Annotated in this window: 14 protein-coding genes; 7 read left to right on the forward strand and 7 right to left on the reverse strand. The window is 45.0% G+C overall.

Annotated features, from left to right (window positions below):
- Positions 1-11 precede the first annotated feature (11 nt).
- Both THMIRH_RS09860 and clpB read right to left on the reverse strand, forming a co-directional pair.
- The gene (locus THMIRH_RS09860; RefSeq protein ID WP_173291926.1) at positions 12-1,256 is read right to left on the reverse strand and encodes an L-lactate MFS transporter; all 1,245 of its coding nucleotides are present in this window, start codon (positions 1,254-1,256) and stop codon (positions 12-14) included.
- 195 nt (positions 1,257-1,451) lie between these two features.
- Positions 1,452-4,016 carry an ATP-dependent chaperone ClpB gene (gene clpB, locus THMIRH_RS09865; protein ID WP_173291927.1) on the reverse strand — a complete coding sequence of 855 codons (2,565 nt, stop codon included), beginning with the start codon at positions 4,014-4,016 and terminating at the stop codon, positions 1,452-1,454.
- A gap of 96 nt (positions 4,017-4,112) precedes the next feature.
- Here clpB and THMIRH_RS09870 point away from each other — a divergent pair, with 96 nt between their 5' ends.
- Positions 4,113-4,913 (forward strand): YdcF family protein, encoded by an 801-nt coding sequence (locus THMIRH_RS09870; RefSeq protein ID WP_173291928.1) that lies wholly within the window; start codon positions 4,113-4,115, stop codon positions 4,911-4,913.
- 68 nt (positions 4,914-4,981) lie between these two features.
- Here THMIRH_RS09870 and THMIRH_RS09875 read toward each other — a convergent pair whose 3' ends face one another.
- Genes THMIRH_RS09875 through THMIRH_RS09885 form a run of 3 tightly spaced genes read right to left on the reverse strand, consistent with a single transcriptional unit; the run spans position 4,982 to position 7,165 of the window.
- On the reverse strand, positions 4,982-5,572 hold the full coding sequence (locus THMIRH_RS09875; RefSeq protein WP_173291929.1) for a YqhA family protein: 591 nt from the start codon (positions 5,570-5,572) through the stop codon (positions 4,982-4,984).
- 23 nt (positions 5,573-5,595) lie between these two features.
- The gene (gene hslV / locus THMIRH_RS09880; protein ID WP_173291930.1) at positions 5,596-6,144 is read right to left on the reverse strand and encodes an ATP-dependent protease subunit HslV; all 549 of its coding nucleotides are present in this window, start codon (positions 6,142-6,144) and stop codon (positions 5,596-5,598) included.
- A 10-nt stretch (positions 6,145-6,154) separates the two neighbouring features.
- Positions 6,155-7,165: a tyrosine recombinase XerC gene (locus THMIRH_RS09885; protein WP_243831435.1), complete on the reverse strand. Its 1,011-nt coding sequence runs from the start codon at positions 7,163-7,165 to the stop codon at positions 6,155-6,157.
- Between the two features lie 52 nt (positions 7,166-7,217).
- Between THMIRH_RS09885 and THMIRH_RS09890 the strand changes: the two genes are divergently transcribed.
- On the forward strand, positions 7,218-7,883 hold the full coding sequence (locus tag THMIRH_RS09890; protein WP_173291931.1) for a nitroreductase: 666 nt from the start codon (positions 7,218-7,220) through the stop codon (positions 7,881-7,883).
- A gap of 20 nt (positions 7,884-7,903) precedes the next feature.
- On the forward strand, positions 7,904-8,770 hold the full coding sequence (locus tag THMIRH_RS09895) for a bile acid:sodium symporter family protein (RefSeq protein WP_173291932.1): 867 nt from the start codon (positions 7,904-7,906) through the stop codon (positions 8,768-8,770).
- Here THMIRH_RS09895 and THMIRH_RS09900 read toward each other — a convergent pair.
- Both THMIRH_RS09900 and dapF read right to left on the reverse strand, forming a co-directional pair.
- A complete protein-coding gene (locus THMIRH_RS09900; RefSeq protein WP_173291933.1) occupies positions 8,767-9,444 on the reverse strand; it encodes a DUF484 family protein in 678 nt (225 codons plus the stop codon). The two genes, THMIRH_RS09895 and THMIRH_RS09900, sit on opposite strands and share 4 nt — an antisense overlap.
- Positions 9,437-10,273, reverse strand: coding sequence for a diaminopimelate epimerase (gene dapF, locus THMIRH_RS09905; protein WP_173291934.1), 837 nt, complete (start codon positions 10,271-10,273; stop codon positions 9,437-9,439). Before dapF ends, THMIRH_RS09900 begins: the two co-directional genes overlap by 8 nt.
- Positions 10,274-10,585: 312 nt before the next feature.
- Here dapF and THMIRH_RS09910 point away from each other — a divergent pair, with 312 nt between their 5' ends.
- From THMIRH_RS09910 to THMIRH_RS09925, 4 genes are all read left to right on the forward strand, one after another.
- A complete protein-coding gene (locus THMIRH_RS09910) occupies positions 10,586-10,921 on the forward strand; it encodes a hypothetical protein (protein WP_173291935.1) in 336 nt (111 codons plus the stop codon).
- 11 nt (positions 10,922-10,932) lie between these two features.
- Positions 10,933-11,178, forward strand: a complete 246-nt coding sequence (brnA, locus tag THMIRH_RS09915) for a type II toxin-antitoxin system BrnA family antitoxin (protein WP_173291936.1) — start codon at positions 10,933-10,935, stop codon at positions 11,176-11,178.
- 150 nt (positions 11,179-11,328) lie between these two features.
- A complete protein-coding gene (locus tag THMIRH_RS09920; RefSeq protein WP_173291937.1) occupies positions 11,329-12,546 on the forward strand; it encodes an IS256 family transposase in 1,218 nt (405 codons plus the stop codon).
- A gap of 164 nt (positions 12,547-12,710) precedes the next feature.
- Entirely contained in the window at positions 12,711-14,399 is a 1,689-nt protein-coding gene (locus THMIRH_RS09925; protein ID WP_173291938.1) for a SulP family inorganic anion transporter, read from the forward strand.
- The last annotated feature ends 90 nt before the right edge of the window (positions 14,400-14,489 follow it).

A 14,489-nucleotide genomic window follows, 5' to 3' on the forward strand; every position in this document is an offset into this window, starting at 1 on the left:
TTTAAATGGTTTTATTCAGCCAGCGCTTGCTTTTTCTCGATGGTTTTAATATTGATCAACATAGCAATCGAGACCAATAACGCCACCACAAAGAACCCTGAAAACACATACAGCGTTTCGGCATAAGAACCGGTTGAATCTTTAACGATGGAGATAATCAGCGGCCCGACCAAACCAGCAGCTGCCCAAGCCGTTAAGATATAGCCATGAATCGCACCCAATTCTTTGGTACCAAAAATATCGCCAATATAAGCCGGAATCGACGCAAATCCGCCCCCGTAACAAGACATAATGAAATATAAAATCACTTGGAACAACAATATTTCAGTGATAGACGGTAGTGCATAAAAAGCGACGGCTTGCGTGGCAAAGAAAATAATATAAACAATCGGACGCGTTAAATAATCGGATAACGATGCCCAAAAAATTCGCCCCGCGCCATTAAAAATCCCCATCAAACCGACGGCTGCGGCTGCCACCAAAGCCGAGACCCCAAGCACTTCTTGTAATAAAGGCGAAGCCACGCCGATAATCGCAATCCCGCAGGTCACATTGATAAACAACATAATCCACAAACCATAAAATCTTGGGGTTTTCACCGCTTCATGAACGCCCATCATGGCAAGATCGGTTTTAAGCGTTTTGTGGCCCGCTTCGACTTTTTTCTTAAAGCCTTCTGGTAAATAACCTTCTTCCGGTTTTTCAAGATACATCGCCGAGGCAAACATAATCACAAAATAAGTCGCACCCAAAATAATAAAGGTTGAAGCAACACCCACTTCAGAAATCAACACTTTAATGGTGGGACCCCAAATGGCTGAAGCAAACCCAAATCCCATAATGGCTAAGCCCGTGGCCAAGCCGCGTTTATCTGGGAACCACTTCACAAGCGTTGAAACGGGCGAAATATAACCTATCCCTAAACCACAGCCGCCCAACACACCGTAGAAGAAATAAAGCAACAACTTAGATTCCATCAGAATCGCCAAGCCAGAACCTGCCGTTCCTAAACCAAATAACACTGCCGCAATAATCGCGGCCACCTTAGGGCCATTCTTTTCAACAAACTTGCCCATTAAAGCCGCAGACAAACCTAAGAAGAAAATGGCAATACTGAATGCAATCGTGACATCCGTTAGCGTCCAGTTCATGCTTTCCTTAATCGGATTCACATACACACTCCAGGCATAAACCGAGCCTATGCAAATGTGAACCCCAACGGCCGCTAACGCCATCAGCCATCTATTTTTATTCATACCAAAATCTCCTCAAAACTACTCAATACAAACTGCGCTCATACTAATCAATAAATCCCTAAATATAAAGGGAGATTTTTCAATCAATCCACTAAGTGTTTTTATGAGGGTGATTAAAAGAATTTTTTAGACAATAAAAAACCCGCTAAGCCATTGCTGACTTGCGGGTTTTGTTAAGTTGTCTAATCTTATGGATTAGTGAAAATCAATCGCTCCATCGATGAGTCCAATGTGGACTGTGGTTCCGGGTAGAAACTCGCCTTTTAGGATGCGTTGCGCTAATGGGTTTTCAATCATGTGTTGTACGGTGCGTTTTAAAGGTCTTGCGCCATACACAGGGTCAAAACCAGCTTCGCCAATCAAATCCAATACCGCTTCTGAAACCGCTAATTTCAAGTCAATATCGCCTAAGCGATTGCGTAGGTGATTGAGTTGAATATCGGCAATCGAACGAATTTGCGCTTTATCCAATGGATGGAATACCACAATATCGTCAATACGGTTAATAAACTCGGGACGAAAATGCCCACCGACCACTTCTAGCACCGATTGCTTCATTTCGTCATAAGTGACTTTACCGGTTTGCTCCTGAATCAAGTGCGAACCGAGGTTAGAGGTCATGACGATCACGGTGTTTTTAAAGTCAACCGTGCGGCCTTGTCCATCGGTTAAACGCCCATCGTCCAACACTTGTAACAAAATATTGAACACATCCGGGTGCGCTTTTTCGACCTCGTCTAGCAAAATCACCGAATAGGGTTTACGGCGCACGGCTTCGGTTAAATAGCCGCCTTGCTCATAGCCCACATAGCCTGGTGGCGCACCGATTAAACGGGCGACCGAGTGTTTTTCCATAAACTCAGACATATCCAAACGCACGATGGCATCGGTCGTGTCGAACAGGAAATCGGCCAAGGCTTTGGTCAATTCGGTTTTCCCCACCCCTGTTGGACCGAGGAATAAAAATGAACCATTCGGGCGATTAGGGTCTGACAAACCTGCACGCGAACGACGAATCGCATCCGATACCGCTTTTACCGCTTCAGTCTGTCCTATCACTTGCTTACCCAAAGCCTCTTCCATGCGCAGTAGTTTTTCACGCTCGCCCTCGAGCATTCTTGAAATCGGAATACCTGTCCAACGCGCAACCACTTCGGCAATTTCTTCTTCAGTGACCTTATTACGTAATAAATGCATGGTTTCTTCGCCATCCACTTCGGCCGCTTCTGCCGCTTTAATTTTGGCTTCTAGCGCAGGAATCACGCCATATTGCAACTCGGACATTTTGCCCAAATTACCTTCGCGGCGTGCCGCTTCCATATCAATACGGGCTTTTTCGAGTTCTTCTTTAAATTGTTTGGCACCTTGCAAAGCGGCCTTGTCTTTTTTCCAAACTTCTTCTAGGTCGGCATACTGTTTTTCTAAATCGGCAATGCTGGCTTTAAGGTCTTCTAGGCGTTTTTTTGAAGCCTCGTCTTTTTCTTTTTTAAGCGCTTCACGTTCAATTTTTTGTTGAATCAATTTACGCTCAAGCTTATCCATCGATTCGGGTTTCGAATCAATTTCCATACGAATACGCGAGGCCGCCTCGTCAATTAAGTCGATGGCTTTATCGGGCAATTGGCGATCGGGAATATAGCGTTGTGACAAATGTGCCGCCGCAATAATCGCGGGGTCGGTAATCGCAACCCCGTGATGCACTTCATAACGCTCTTTGAGTCCACGCAAAATGGCGATGGTGTCTTCTTCCGTTGGCTCGTCCACAATTACTTTTTGGAAGCGACGCTCAAGAGCGGCGTCTTTTTCAATGTTTTCACGATACTCATTTAAAGTGGTTGCGCCAATACAATGCAATTCGCCACGCGCTAAAGCCGGTTTAAGCATATTACCGGCATCCATTGAGCCTTCGGTTTTGCCTGCACCCACCATGGTGTGAATTTCGTCGATAAACAAAATGACCGCACCGGCTTGTTTTTCAAGGTCTTTTAATAAGGCTTTTAAACGCTCTTCAAACTCACCACGATATTTCGCCCCCGCTAATAAGCCTGCTAAATCAAGCGACAAAACACGCTTATGTTTAAGCCCTTCTGGCACTTCTCCATTGACAATACGCTGTGCAAGACCTTCAACTATGGCGGTTTTACCCACACCAGGCTCCCCAATTAATACCGGGTTATTTTTGGTACGGCGTTGCAACACTTGAATGGCACGGCGAATTTCATCATCACGCCCGATCACTGGGTCTAATTTACCCGCCTCAGCACGCGCAGTTAAATCGACGGTATATTTATCAAGTGCTTGACGGTTTTCTTCAGCATTTTGGTCTTTCACAGCTTCTCCTCCACGGACTTTTTCTATCGCAGCTTCAATATTTTTTTCGGTGGCGCCAGCATTTTTGAGCAAATCTTTAACGCTGTCATTGGATTGCAAAGCTGCCAAAAAGAACAGTTCGCTGGCGATATAAGCATCGCCCTTCTTTTGCGCCAGTTGCGTCATTAAATTTAAAATGCGCCCTGCACTTTGTGACAATTGCACATCGCCACCTGTGCCAGAAACCTTTGGCAAACCTGCAACCTTGTCTTGTACCGTCTGCGCCAACTGCGTTAAATTGATGCCAGCCAATTGCAACAGCGAGCGTTGTTGCGGCAACAAGGCCGCCAAAATGTGCACGGGTTCTATAAACTGTTGACCACCCGTTAAGGCGGCATTTTGCGCTTCACCTAATACACTTTGAAATTGGGTTGTGAATTTATCTAACATACTTTTCTCCACGAATAATCTTCTGTTGATTACAATATGGTCATTAATTACCAACATTCAAGAGCCAGCTTTAAATAATTAGGATAAATACTTATTATGGATCAATTTTTCTTCGTGCTATCCAAGCTGGCTTGGGTGTTTTTAAGCCCCATCAACTTAATTTTATTGGGCTTTATGCTCGGTACGCTTTTATTATTGTTAGGTTGGCGATATGGCAAAACCTTATTGGTTTTAAGCAGTCTACTGGCTGGCAGTGTCATGTCCTATCCTGTGGGCGATTATCTGATACAACCGCTCGAAAAACGCTTTAGCGCGCCCGCCACTCTGCCATTAGACATAGACGGCATTATTATTTTAGGTGGTGGAGAAGATTTGCCGCGTAGCTTGAGCTGGGGTAGACCCGAATTGGGCTTGGGCGGTGACCGTTATATTGGCGCCAAAGAATTGGCCGACCATTATCCCAATGCACCCGTTATTTTTACCGGTGGAAGTGGTTCCGTGCAGTTACAAAATACCGCGGGCGAAGGAAATTTAGCGCGCGAACTACTCACTAAACTCGGGATTGCACCTGAACGCTTAATTATCGAATCCAAATCCCGCAATACCTATGAAAACTTCAACGTCACCCAACCACTGCTCCCCAAAGCAGACGGCACCTATTTATTGGTGACCTCGGCATTTCATATGCCACGATCGGTTGGCATTGCCCGAAAAGCTGGCATAAACGTTATCGCTTATCCAGTTGATTATCGCTCTAACTCAGATGACATTAGACATTTCGATTTTGATTTTTTTGACCACTTAAAATCACTAGAACCTGCCTGGAAAGAATGGATTGGGCTTAGCGTTTATTACTGGACAGGTAAAACTTCTGAGTGGTTTCCGAAAGCCGATTAACAGGGGCTTAAACGCAAAAACGACCAGGCCTGGTCGTTTTTGAATGTTTTTATCTTTAAACGCGTAGTTTAATGATTGCCTTCATACGCCTTATGCGAGAAATACAAGGCTAAGGCCACTAGCATAATCGCTAAAGAGTAATACAACAACTCTAATGGTCCTGTGGGTTTTAAGAACAAGGCTTGTTCAAAAAACATAACAATCAAAATCATTAGAATCACTTTGGCGAGTTTATCTTTTAAATCATCTAGCGAGTTAATCATCAAAATTTTGCTAGACGATTGCTTGCCTTCTGCCGCATCAATTTTAGAAATAAACAACTCATATAAACCGAGTGAAAAAATCAACATGATTGTGCCTAATAAGAATCCATCTACCGAACCGACTACATGCGCTACAGTCATGGATTTTAATTCGGCACGCGCCACATCATCTAACTCATGATAATGCGCTAAATGTGCAAGGGTTTTATAGACATCAATCGAGGTCATATAAAAAATACCAAACGCCATTAACAAGCTGGCAATCACCGCCAAAATCACCACAAAGCGACTGTTCCATAAAACGCTTTCAAAAGTTTTTTCAGCGATACTCGATTGTTTTTTAACGCAAACCACTTCTGTTGAGTGGTCGTGATTTTCGGTAGGTGTTGCACCCATAGCGTTTTCCTCTTTTTAAAATGTTAGGCTTTGGTTAATTCTTCAATGGTTAAATTGTGATTGGTGTAAATACACAAATCGGCTGCAATGTTGAGTGCTTTTTCGACCACCTCGCGCGCCGATAACTCGGTATTTTGCATTAGGGCTTGTGCCGCCGCATGGGCGTAATTGCCGCCAGAACCGATGGCAATAAAATCATGGGCGGGCTCTATCACATCGCCCGTTCCAGAAATTAAGAGCATATTGTCTTCATCGGCCACCAACATCATGGCTTCTAACTTGCGCAAGGCGCGGTCGGTGCGCCAGTCTTTGGCCATTTCAACCGCGGCGCGCATTAATTGACCGTTATGGGTTTGCAGTTTGCCTTCAAAACGCTCAAATAAGGTAAAGGCATCGGCAGTGGCGCCCGCAAAACCCGAAATGATTTTGCCATTGTATAAACGGCGCACTTTACGGGCATTGCCCTTCATCACCACATGGCCTAAGGTGACTTGGCCGTCGCCGCCGATCACCATTTTGCCATTGCGTTTGGCACACAAAATCGTGGTGCCGTGAAAAGTTTGTTCACTCATATTGAATCTCTTAGGTCTCGGTTATTTTGAGTTTACTGTTTGAAATTGGGGTGCTGCGTTTGGCTCTGGGGTGAGCCGAATCGTAAACTTTGGCGAGGTGTTGCAAATCTAACTTGGTATAAATTTGCGTGGTTGAAAGATTGGCATGGCCTAACATTTCTTGCACCGCGCGCAAATCGCCGCTAGATTCTAACACATGCGTGGCGCAGGCATGGCGCAATCTATGGGGCGACATTTTGGTGGGCAAGCCCACGGCTAGGGTGCGAGCATCTAAAGCTTTTTGAATGGAACGCACCCCCAGTCGCTTGCCAGAATGATTCACAAACACCGCTGTTTCATCGGCATTCGCATGCTCAGAACGCAACTTTAACCATGCCGTTAAAGCACTCAATGCCTGAGTGCCCACTGGCGCTAGGCGTTCTTTGCTGCCCTTACCCAAGACCTGCACCCAACCTTGCCCCAAAGCATCTAAGCCCGGCGACAAGTCTAAACCCGCACACTCCGACACACGCAACCCCGCTGAATAGAGCAATTCAAAAATGGCTTGGTCACGCACGGCTTGCCAAGTGCTTTCGGAGTTAATCGGTTGATTCAACAATTGCGCGGTTAAATCCACATCTAAACTTTTGGGTAAAGGTTTGGGTTGTTTAGGTGCCTTGACCGATTTGGCGGGATTGTGCGTCACCACCTTTTGCGCCAATAAATAATCAAAAAAGGTTCGCAAAGCAGACAGCTGGCGCGCCAAACTTCTGGCGGCAATACCAGACTGCATGCGCTGCCCCACAAAGGTTTGCACATCCAACACCGCAACCCTATTCCACCCCGAAAAACTGCCTAAAAGTAACCAGGCCTGGTCAAAATGGGCGGTTTGTAGGGCTTCTTTTTGCTCAGGAGAATAATCATCCGACAGTTCAATTAAGGTTTTACCAAAGCTCATTAAGTCGCGTTGATAAGCCTCCAGCGTTTTTGCCGACTTACCTTGTAACCGCAACTGTTTTAAAAACGCATCTAAATGGGACACAGAATTTTCCAAACTTTATAATAGCCAACATTCTACAAAAAAAGGACACCCCATGCAGGTTTCTCAAGCCATCCAACAACGCCATTCCACGCGCGCTTTTTTAAACAAACCCGTTGCCACAACCACCATTGAGCAAATTTTAGATGTGGCACGCTTTGCGCCCAGTGGCGTCAATATGCAACCTTGGCAAGTGGCCGTGGTCACGGGTGAGCGCAAAATTCAGCTCCAAGAAGCCATGCTAGCCGCCTTTGCCAAAGGCGAAAAAGAACCCATGGATTATGCCTATTATCCCAGCACTTGGGTGAATCCCTACAAACGCCGCCGGGGTGAAACGGGTTCATTACTGTACAACGCCCTACAAATTGAACGCGAAGACAAGCAACGCCGTTTAGACCAATGGGCCGCCAATTATCGCGCGTTTGATGCGCCGGTGATGCTGTTATTTTTTATCGACCCCACTTTAGAAACTGGCTCTTACATGGATTATGGTATGTTTTGGCAAAACATCATGTTGCTGGCAGTAGAACACGGCCTGGCCACTTGCCCACAAGGCGCTTTGGCAGAATTTCCTAAGCTGATTAAAACCACCTTGGGCTATGATGAAAACTTAATTTTATTAGGCGGCATGGCATTGGGGTTTGAAGATACCCTTGCGCCAGTCAATCAATATAGAACCCCGCGCGCCGAAGTGGCGGAATTTACCCAATTTTTTAACTAAACGCCTCAGGAACTCTGACTATGCAAACCGATATACTCACCAGTGTCATACTGCCCGCCGCACTCTTTTTAATTATGTTTGGCATGGGGTTGTCACTTAAATGGGTCGACTTTAGTAATGTGCTCAAAACTCCTAAAGCGGTCGCCGTTGGCTTAATTGGGCAAATGTTGTTATTGCCGATTGTGGCTTTTGTGATTGCAATTGCCCTACAACTTCCGCCAGAAATTGCTGTGGGTTTAATGATTATTGCCCTAGCCCCGGGTGGCGCAACTTCTAATATGTTTACCTATTTGGCCAAGGGCGATGTGTCTTTGTCGATTAGTTTAACAGCCGTTGTTAGCTTGTTAGCGCCCTTTACCCTTCCGGTGTTGACCGCTTTGAGCATGACTTATTTCATGGGACAAGGCACCGAGTTTAGTCTACCCCTAGGCAAAACCATCACGCAATTATTGGTCATCACCGTGATTCCGGTCGCGCTGGGTATGCTGTTTTTAAAATACTGGCCCAACACCGCCGCTAAAATCGAAATCCTTTTAAAATGGTTTTCCATTGCTTTCTTGTTTTTGATAATTGCACTCATCACGCTCAAAAACGCCAATAGCCTTGGCAGCTTTTTTGCCCAAGCTGGTTTAGCAACCCTGTTGCTGAATGTCATCGTATTAATTTTAGGCTATCAATTGGCAAAAAGAGCACGCCTAAATCAAGCTCAGGCGGTGTCTATTGGTTATGAAGTGGGGATACAAAATGGCACTTTAGCCCTAGTGGTGGCTGGCACGCTGATTGGCAATGCCACCATGATGATTCCAGCCGTCACCTATGCGCTACTGATGTTTGTGAGCGGTGCAGCTTTTGGATGGTGGCTTAAGAAAAAACAGTCCGCGCTTTAAGCAAATAATCTTTGCAAACGGGCAGTCACTAAACTGCCCATGATTTTTAAAAAATAAGTGCCTAGCTCTGGGCTAAAACGATTGGTGGTTGCCCCTAAAGCCAACACCCCCCAAACTCGATCTTTTCCCAAGGGCAATACACAAACCGATTTCATCGGCTCACTGGTTTGAAACAAGCCTTTTTGCCAAGCATCTTCTAACAATCCACAAACCGGATTTTCTGGCACAAGGGTTTCGCGCAGACTTTTTGACCAGGCCTGGCTAATGCCCAACTGATAAAAACCCTGCACCGAAATACTCGGCACTTCCCAAGACACCAGCGCAATATGCTCCACGCTGAAAATCGTGTCTAGAGTGCTAAAAATGGTATCGACCGCCGCTTGCTCATCCTCTGCGGCCATTAAAGCATAAGAAAAGTCATAAACCTTATGTAACAGCTGACCGTTTTCACCTGCAATGTCTTTTAAAGTATCGATTTCAATTTGCAGTCCATCACGCTGTTCGCGCAACTGATACAGCTGGCGCTCTAATAACGAAATTGCCTTACCCGACTTAGGATGCGGAATACTTAACCCCTCCAGCAACCCCGGAAAAATATGAAAAAACTCGCGATTTTGATTTAAATAATTAGCCACTTCATCGGCATGAATTTGCTTTTCGCCGAACTTAGCCATCAATAATCGTTCCTTCAAAAACACTTATGGCTGGGCCAGTCATCCACACTGGGTCGGTAGACACACCGCTCCATGAAATACTTAAATCTCCACCGGGCAAAGAAATGGTCACGGTTTCATTCACTTCTTGCCAGCGTCTAAAAACCACCATTGCCGCACAAGCCCCCGTGCCACACGCCAAAGTTTCGGCAGCACCGCGCTCATACACACGCAACTTAATATGACTGGCATCAATTTTTTCCGCAAAGCCCACATTCACTCTTTCTGGGAAGCGCGCATGGCGCTCAATTTGTGAACCAATTTTATCCACGGGTGCCGCACCAATGTCGCTCACTCGCAATACCGCGTGCGGATTGCCCATCGACACCGCACCTATATCAAACAACTCCCCCGCCACTTCAATGTCATAACGGTCGGCCACCATTTCAGCTTTAAAAGGCAAATGCATCGGTTCAAAATTAGGCGGCCCCATATTCACGCGTATCCAACCATTAGGCTCAACATACAACACAATAATGCCCGATGCGGTTTCCACAGTAATTTCGGTTTTATCCGTCAGCCCCTTGTCATACACAAACTTAGCAAAACAACGCGCACCATTGCCACACTGCTGCACCTCAGAACCATCCGCATTAAAAATACGATACCGAAAATCCACATTCGGTTGCTGTGCGACTTCAACAACTAACAGCTGATCAAAACCAATCCCAAAATGACGATCTGCCCAGCGTTGAACCTTTTCGGCGGTAAACTCAATAGACTGGTCAAGACCATTAATAACCATAAAGTCATTGCCCAAACCATGCATTTTGGTGAACTGAATTTGCATAAGTGCCCCTAAAAATAACCAGGCCTGGGCAGATTTAACGCCCAAAAACCTATTTTTTGAATCAAAATATGCGCAATTATAACAGACTGCCAAACATCAACCGACAGAACAATAAAATCCGCAAGGCCGAAATATTTAATAACCTGTATTCATTGCATAAATTTAAAATTACGTGAATAAAAGTTTTTCACTAACTTGGTGTTTAAGGCTACATTAGGATCTCAAACAAACACATAGTTAGGTTTCAAGGACATTAAAATTCATATTAACCTGACTATGAATCTTTTTTAAGCATCGAATAGGAAAGTAGCTATGAGAAAGCTATTCACAAAAGAAGAGATCGTGCTTTGCACCTACATTGCAAAATTTGGTCGTGGATATTTCAACGAAAAACAGATTACCCTTCTAGAAAATCGCTCTGAGGCATCGGTCAAAATGAAAGTTAAAAACATCGCCGCCATGCTGGATGAAGAAGGCTTACCACATAGCCCTGATGTTTCTACCCTTAGTGGCGTACCAACTGGCAAAGAAGGAAGGAGAACAAATTGGGATATCGTAGGGCCGATTGCGAAAATCAGCAAAGAAGAGCACAATCAAATCTGCCGAGAAATTTTCGGCCCTGAAAATAATTGGGGAATAAAAAAATGAGGTGGCATTGTTTGAAAGCTTCTGAATTTGATCAAAAATTTAATGACGATGATGATATCTTGGCGCATTTGGATTTATCCAAAGCAAAGCGTTCTTTGCAAGAGACTAAACGAGTTAATGTTGATTTCCCTACTTGGATGCTAGAGTCTTTAGACCGAGAAGCGAGTAGTGTGGGCGTGACTCGACAGTCCATCATTAAAGTATGGCTTGCAGATAAACTTGAGAGCCTGCGTCCTGCTGTCGAAAGACAGGGGTAATTGACCAACATCCATTGATAATCAATGTTAAGTTTTTGTTGTTCTTTAGGATTTGTTAAGCCCCCTTCTACATAAAGCCGTTTATTTGAGCCTGTAAATCAAACTGTGTAAACGCTCATAGATTAAAATCCTCAAAAAAGGAAAAAAGCTATGAGCAACTTAGACCACAAAAAACTCCAAGAATTGGCCAAAGAACTTGCCAAGTCTGTTAAAACACAAGAAGACCTATCCAACCTTTCATCCATGCTGGTTAAGATGACTGTTGAAGCAGCCCTTGGCGCTGAGATGGAAGAACATTTAGGCTACTCAAAAAACCAAGTTTCCGATTCAACTAACAGCCGTAACGGCTACACCAGCAAAATCCTTAAAGGTGATCATGGTGAAGTTGAACTGTCCGTCCCTAGAGACCGTAACAGTACCTTTGAACCCGTCATCGTTAAAAAAGGCGCTACACGACTCACCCATATGGATGACCAGATTCTTAGCCTTTACGCTAAAGGTATGAGTACCCGAGACATCGTTGATGCCTTTAAAGAAATGTACGGTGCTGATGTTTCACCCACCCTCATTTCTAAAGTCACCGAATCTGTACTCGAGAAAGTTACCCAATGGCAAGAACGACCCCTCGATGAAATCTACCCGATTATCTACCTTGACGGCATAGTGCTCAAAATCCGCCAAGACAAACAAGTGTTGCGCAAAACCATGTATGTAGCGCTGGGCATTAACCTAGAAGGTAGAAAAGAATGTTTGGGGCTTTGGTTATCAGAAAATGAATCTTCCAAGTTTTGGTTAAATGTTTTAAATGACCTTCACGCCCGCGGCGTGAAAGACATTCTCATCGCATCGGTTGATGGCCTAACAGGATTTCCTGAAGCGATTAATGCTGTCTACCCTAAAACAGATATACAGCTTTGTATTGTCCATATGGTGCGTAACTCACTCAAGTATGTCGGCTATAAAGAACGCAAACTGGTTGCCACTGATTTAAAAGACATTTACCAATCCGTCACTGAAGCAGGTGCTTTAATGGCATTGGAGCGATTTGAACAAAAATGGGATGCAAAATTTCCCAGTATCAGCAAATCCTGGCGAACTCACTGGGATAATGTCTCAACCTTGTTTTTATATCCAGAATCGATACGCAAAGCGATCTACACCACTAATGCCATAGAGTCACTAAACTCTGTGATTCGCAAAGCGGTGAATAATCGCAAGATTTTTGGGCATGATAATTCGGCATTTAAAATTGTATTTTTGGCGATTGAATCGGCATCAAAAAAATGGACAATGCCGATTCGTGACTGGAATGCTGCGATGAATCAGTTTATGATTTTGCATGAAGACCGCCTTAAAGGGCGGGTGTAACCAAATGGGCGTTTACACAGAATTATTTACAGGCTCGTTTATTTTAAATAAAACCCCTCAATTATTTCATTTTCCTGCTGTTTTATACCTATAATTGACCTTGTCAGCGCTGACCATTCGTAAAACTACTTTACTCAAAAATTCATTTCACTAGGTCATTTCCCTTGCCATTTAATACCATCAACTTGAGCGGCCAGCTTAAAGGCGCTTTTATTTCTGCCATTATTGCTTTGCCACTGGGCTTAGCGTTTGGGATTGCCTCTGGGTTGGGCGCACAGGCTGGGATTATTGCGGCGGTTTTGGCGGGGATTATTTCTGCCTTGTTTGGCGGTACGCCTGGGCAATATTCGGGGCCTACGGGGGCAGCGGCGGTGGCGGTTGCTTTGAGTTTGGGGCATTTAAGTTTGCTTTATCCAAACGACCCGCTCTTTGTCATCACTTTAGGATTGGTGATTGTGGCACTCGCTGGCGTGTTTCAAATTTTGTTTGGGTTTCTGAAATTGGGGCAATTGATTGAATATCTGCCACACTCGGTGATCTCTGGCCTGCTTTCTGCAATTGGTTTAATGTTGATTATTGAACAGTTGCCACTGGTAATGGGCGGCGAAATGCTGGCACGCCCGCTGGATAGTTTACTGGCTTTGCCAGAATTGCTACAAAACCCGGACTGGCTGGCACTTGCCTTTGGTTTAGGCAGTTTTTTGCTGATGCTACTTTGGCCACTATACCTACCCAACCTCCATCGCAAACTGCCTGCTCCCTTGTTAATTTTGGTTTTGGGCACCAGTTTGGCTTATGCACTCAGTTCTGGCGAAATGCTTCATGAAAATCAAACTTGGCAAGCAGGAAGCCTAAGCGTGATTGGCCCTATCGAGTTTGCTTGGCCAACTTGGTCTTTTCCGCCCTTAGGCAGCTTGCCCTTGGCACTGATTGTGCAATCTGCGTTTGCCTTAGCGGTGATAGGATCTTTATTATCTTTGTTGGGCGCGGTGGTCACCGAACGCCTAACCCGCCAAACCCATGACCCAGACCAAGAACTGATTGGTCAAGGTTTGGGCAATATTGCCAGCGGAATTGCGGGGGGAATGCCCAGCATGGGTGCGCCCATGAGAACCACTGTGGCGTTTCGTTATGGGGCGCGAGATCGCTGGTCTGCCGTGGTTCACAGCCTAGTCGTTGGCGCGGTGATTTTAAGCCTGAGCGATTGGATAGCCTTTATGCCACTTGCCGTGTTTGGGGGCTTATTAATCAAAGTTGGCTTAGATCAAGTTGATAAGGATTATTTGCGCCGCTGGTCATCCATTCCAAAGTCTGGGCGTATTATGATGATTTCGGTGATTACCAGTGCATTGCTCTTAGATTTGATGACTGCGCTGTGGATAGGCATTTTGCTAGCCAGCATCGTGTTAATGAAACGCATGAAAGCCTTACAAATTAAGTCACTCATCTTAGGGCAAAAATCGTCAAGTCTTGGGCGCTTATGGTTAACCCCAAAAGAAAAAGCGCTGTTAGATAGCGCAGAGGGCAAGCTGGCATTATTGTATTTGGATGTGCCGATGAGTTTTGGGGCGGCTAAAACCATATCTCGCAAAGTTTTAGACACAGACGCGCAAGCCTTTGTGCTGGATTTACGCTCTGTGCCCTATGTCGATTTTTCGTCCGCCATGGTTTTGGAAGATTTAATTTACCGCCTGCAACTCCAAAATAAAGAAGTTTGGCTGTTACTGATGATTGGCGATGTACAAGAAAACTTAAGAAAACATGGTGTTCTTAAGCGTTTAAACCAACGCATTTTATTTGACCGCACTGAGGCACTACAACAGGCCTGCGATGGGCTGAATACACCCGCTTAATTGTTCTGCAATGGCTTTCCAATCGCTTTAATTTAACCCTTATCATCCGCTAACCCAAAACTAACAACATAGCTTTGAATGCCAAACGCC

Source organism: Thiosulfativibrio zosterae (assembly GCF_011398155.1).
Taxonomy (GTDB): Bacteria; Pseudomonadota; Gammaproteobacteria; order Thiomicrospirales; family Thiomicrospiraceae; genus Thiosulfativibrio; species Thiosulfativibrio zosterae.

What these genes read in the sequence shown, in the direction of transcription:
- THMIRH_RS09860 (WP_173291926.1), bottom strand. Translation starts at nt 1,256, where the DNA reads ATGAATAAAAATAGATGGCTGATGGCGTTAGCGGCCGTTGGGGTTCAC.
- clpB (WP_173291927.1), bottom strand. Translation starts at nt 4,016, where the DNA reads ATGTTAGATAAATTCACAACCCAATTTCAAAGTGTATTAGGTGAAGCG.
- THMIRH_RS09870 (WP_173291928.1), top strand. Translation starts at nt 4,113, where the DNA reads ATGGATCAATTTTTCTTCGTGCTATCCAAGCTGGCTTGGGTGTTTTTA.
- THMIRH_RS09875 (WP_173291929.1), bottom strand. Translation starts at nt 5,572, where the DNA reads ATGGGTGCAACACCTACCGAAAATCACGACCACTCAACAGAAGTGGTT.
- hslV (WP_173291930.1), bottom strand. Translation starts at nt 6,144, where the DNA reads ATGAGTGAACAAACTTTTCACGGCACCACGATTTTGTGTGCCAAACGC.
- THMIRH_RS09890 (WP_173291931.1), top strand. Translation starts at nt 7,218, where the DNA reads ATGCAGGTTTCTCAAGCCATCCAACAACGCCATTCCACGCGCGCTTTT.
- THMIRH_RS09895 (WP_173291932.1), top strand. Translation starts at nt 7,904, where the DNA reads ATGCAAACCGATATACTCACCAGTGTCATACTGCCCGCCGCACTCTTT.
- THMIRH_RS09900 (WP_173291933.1), bottom strand. Translation starts at nt 9,444, where the DNA reads ATGGCTAAGTTCGGCGAAAAGCAAATTCATGCCGATGAAGTGGCTAAT.
- dapF (WP_173291934.1), bottom strand. Translation starts at nt 10,273, where the DNA reads ATGCAAATTCAGTTCACCAAAATGCATGGTTTGGGCAATGACTTTATG.
- THMIRH_RS09910 (WP_173291935.1), top strand. Translation starts at nt 10,586, where the DNA reads ATGAGAAAGCTATTCACAAAAGAAGAGATCGTGCTTTGCACCTACATT.
- THMIRH_RS09920 (WP_173291937.1), top strand. Translation starts at nt 11,329, where the DNA reads ATGAGCAACTTAGACCACAAAAAACTCCAAGAATTGGCCAAAGAACTT.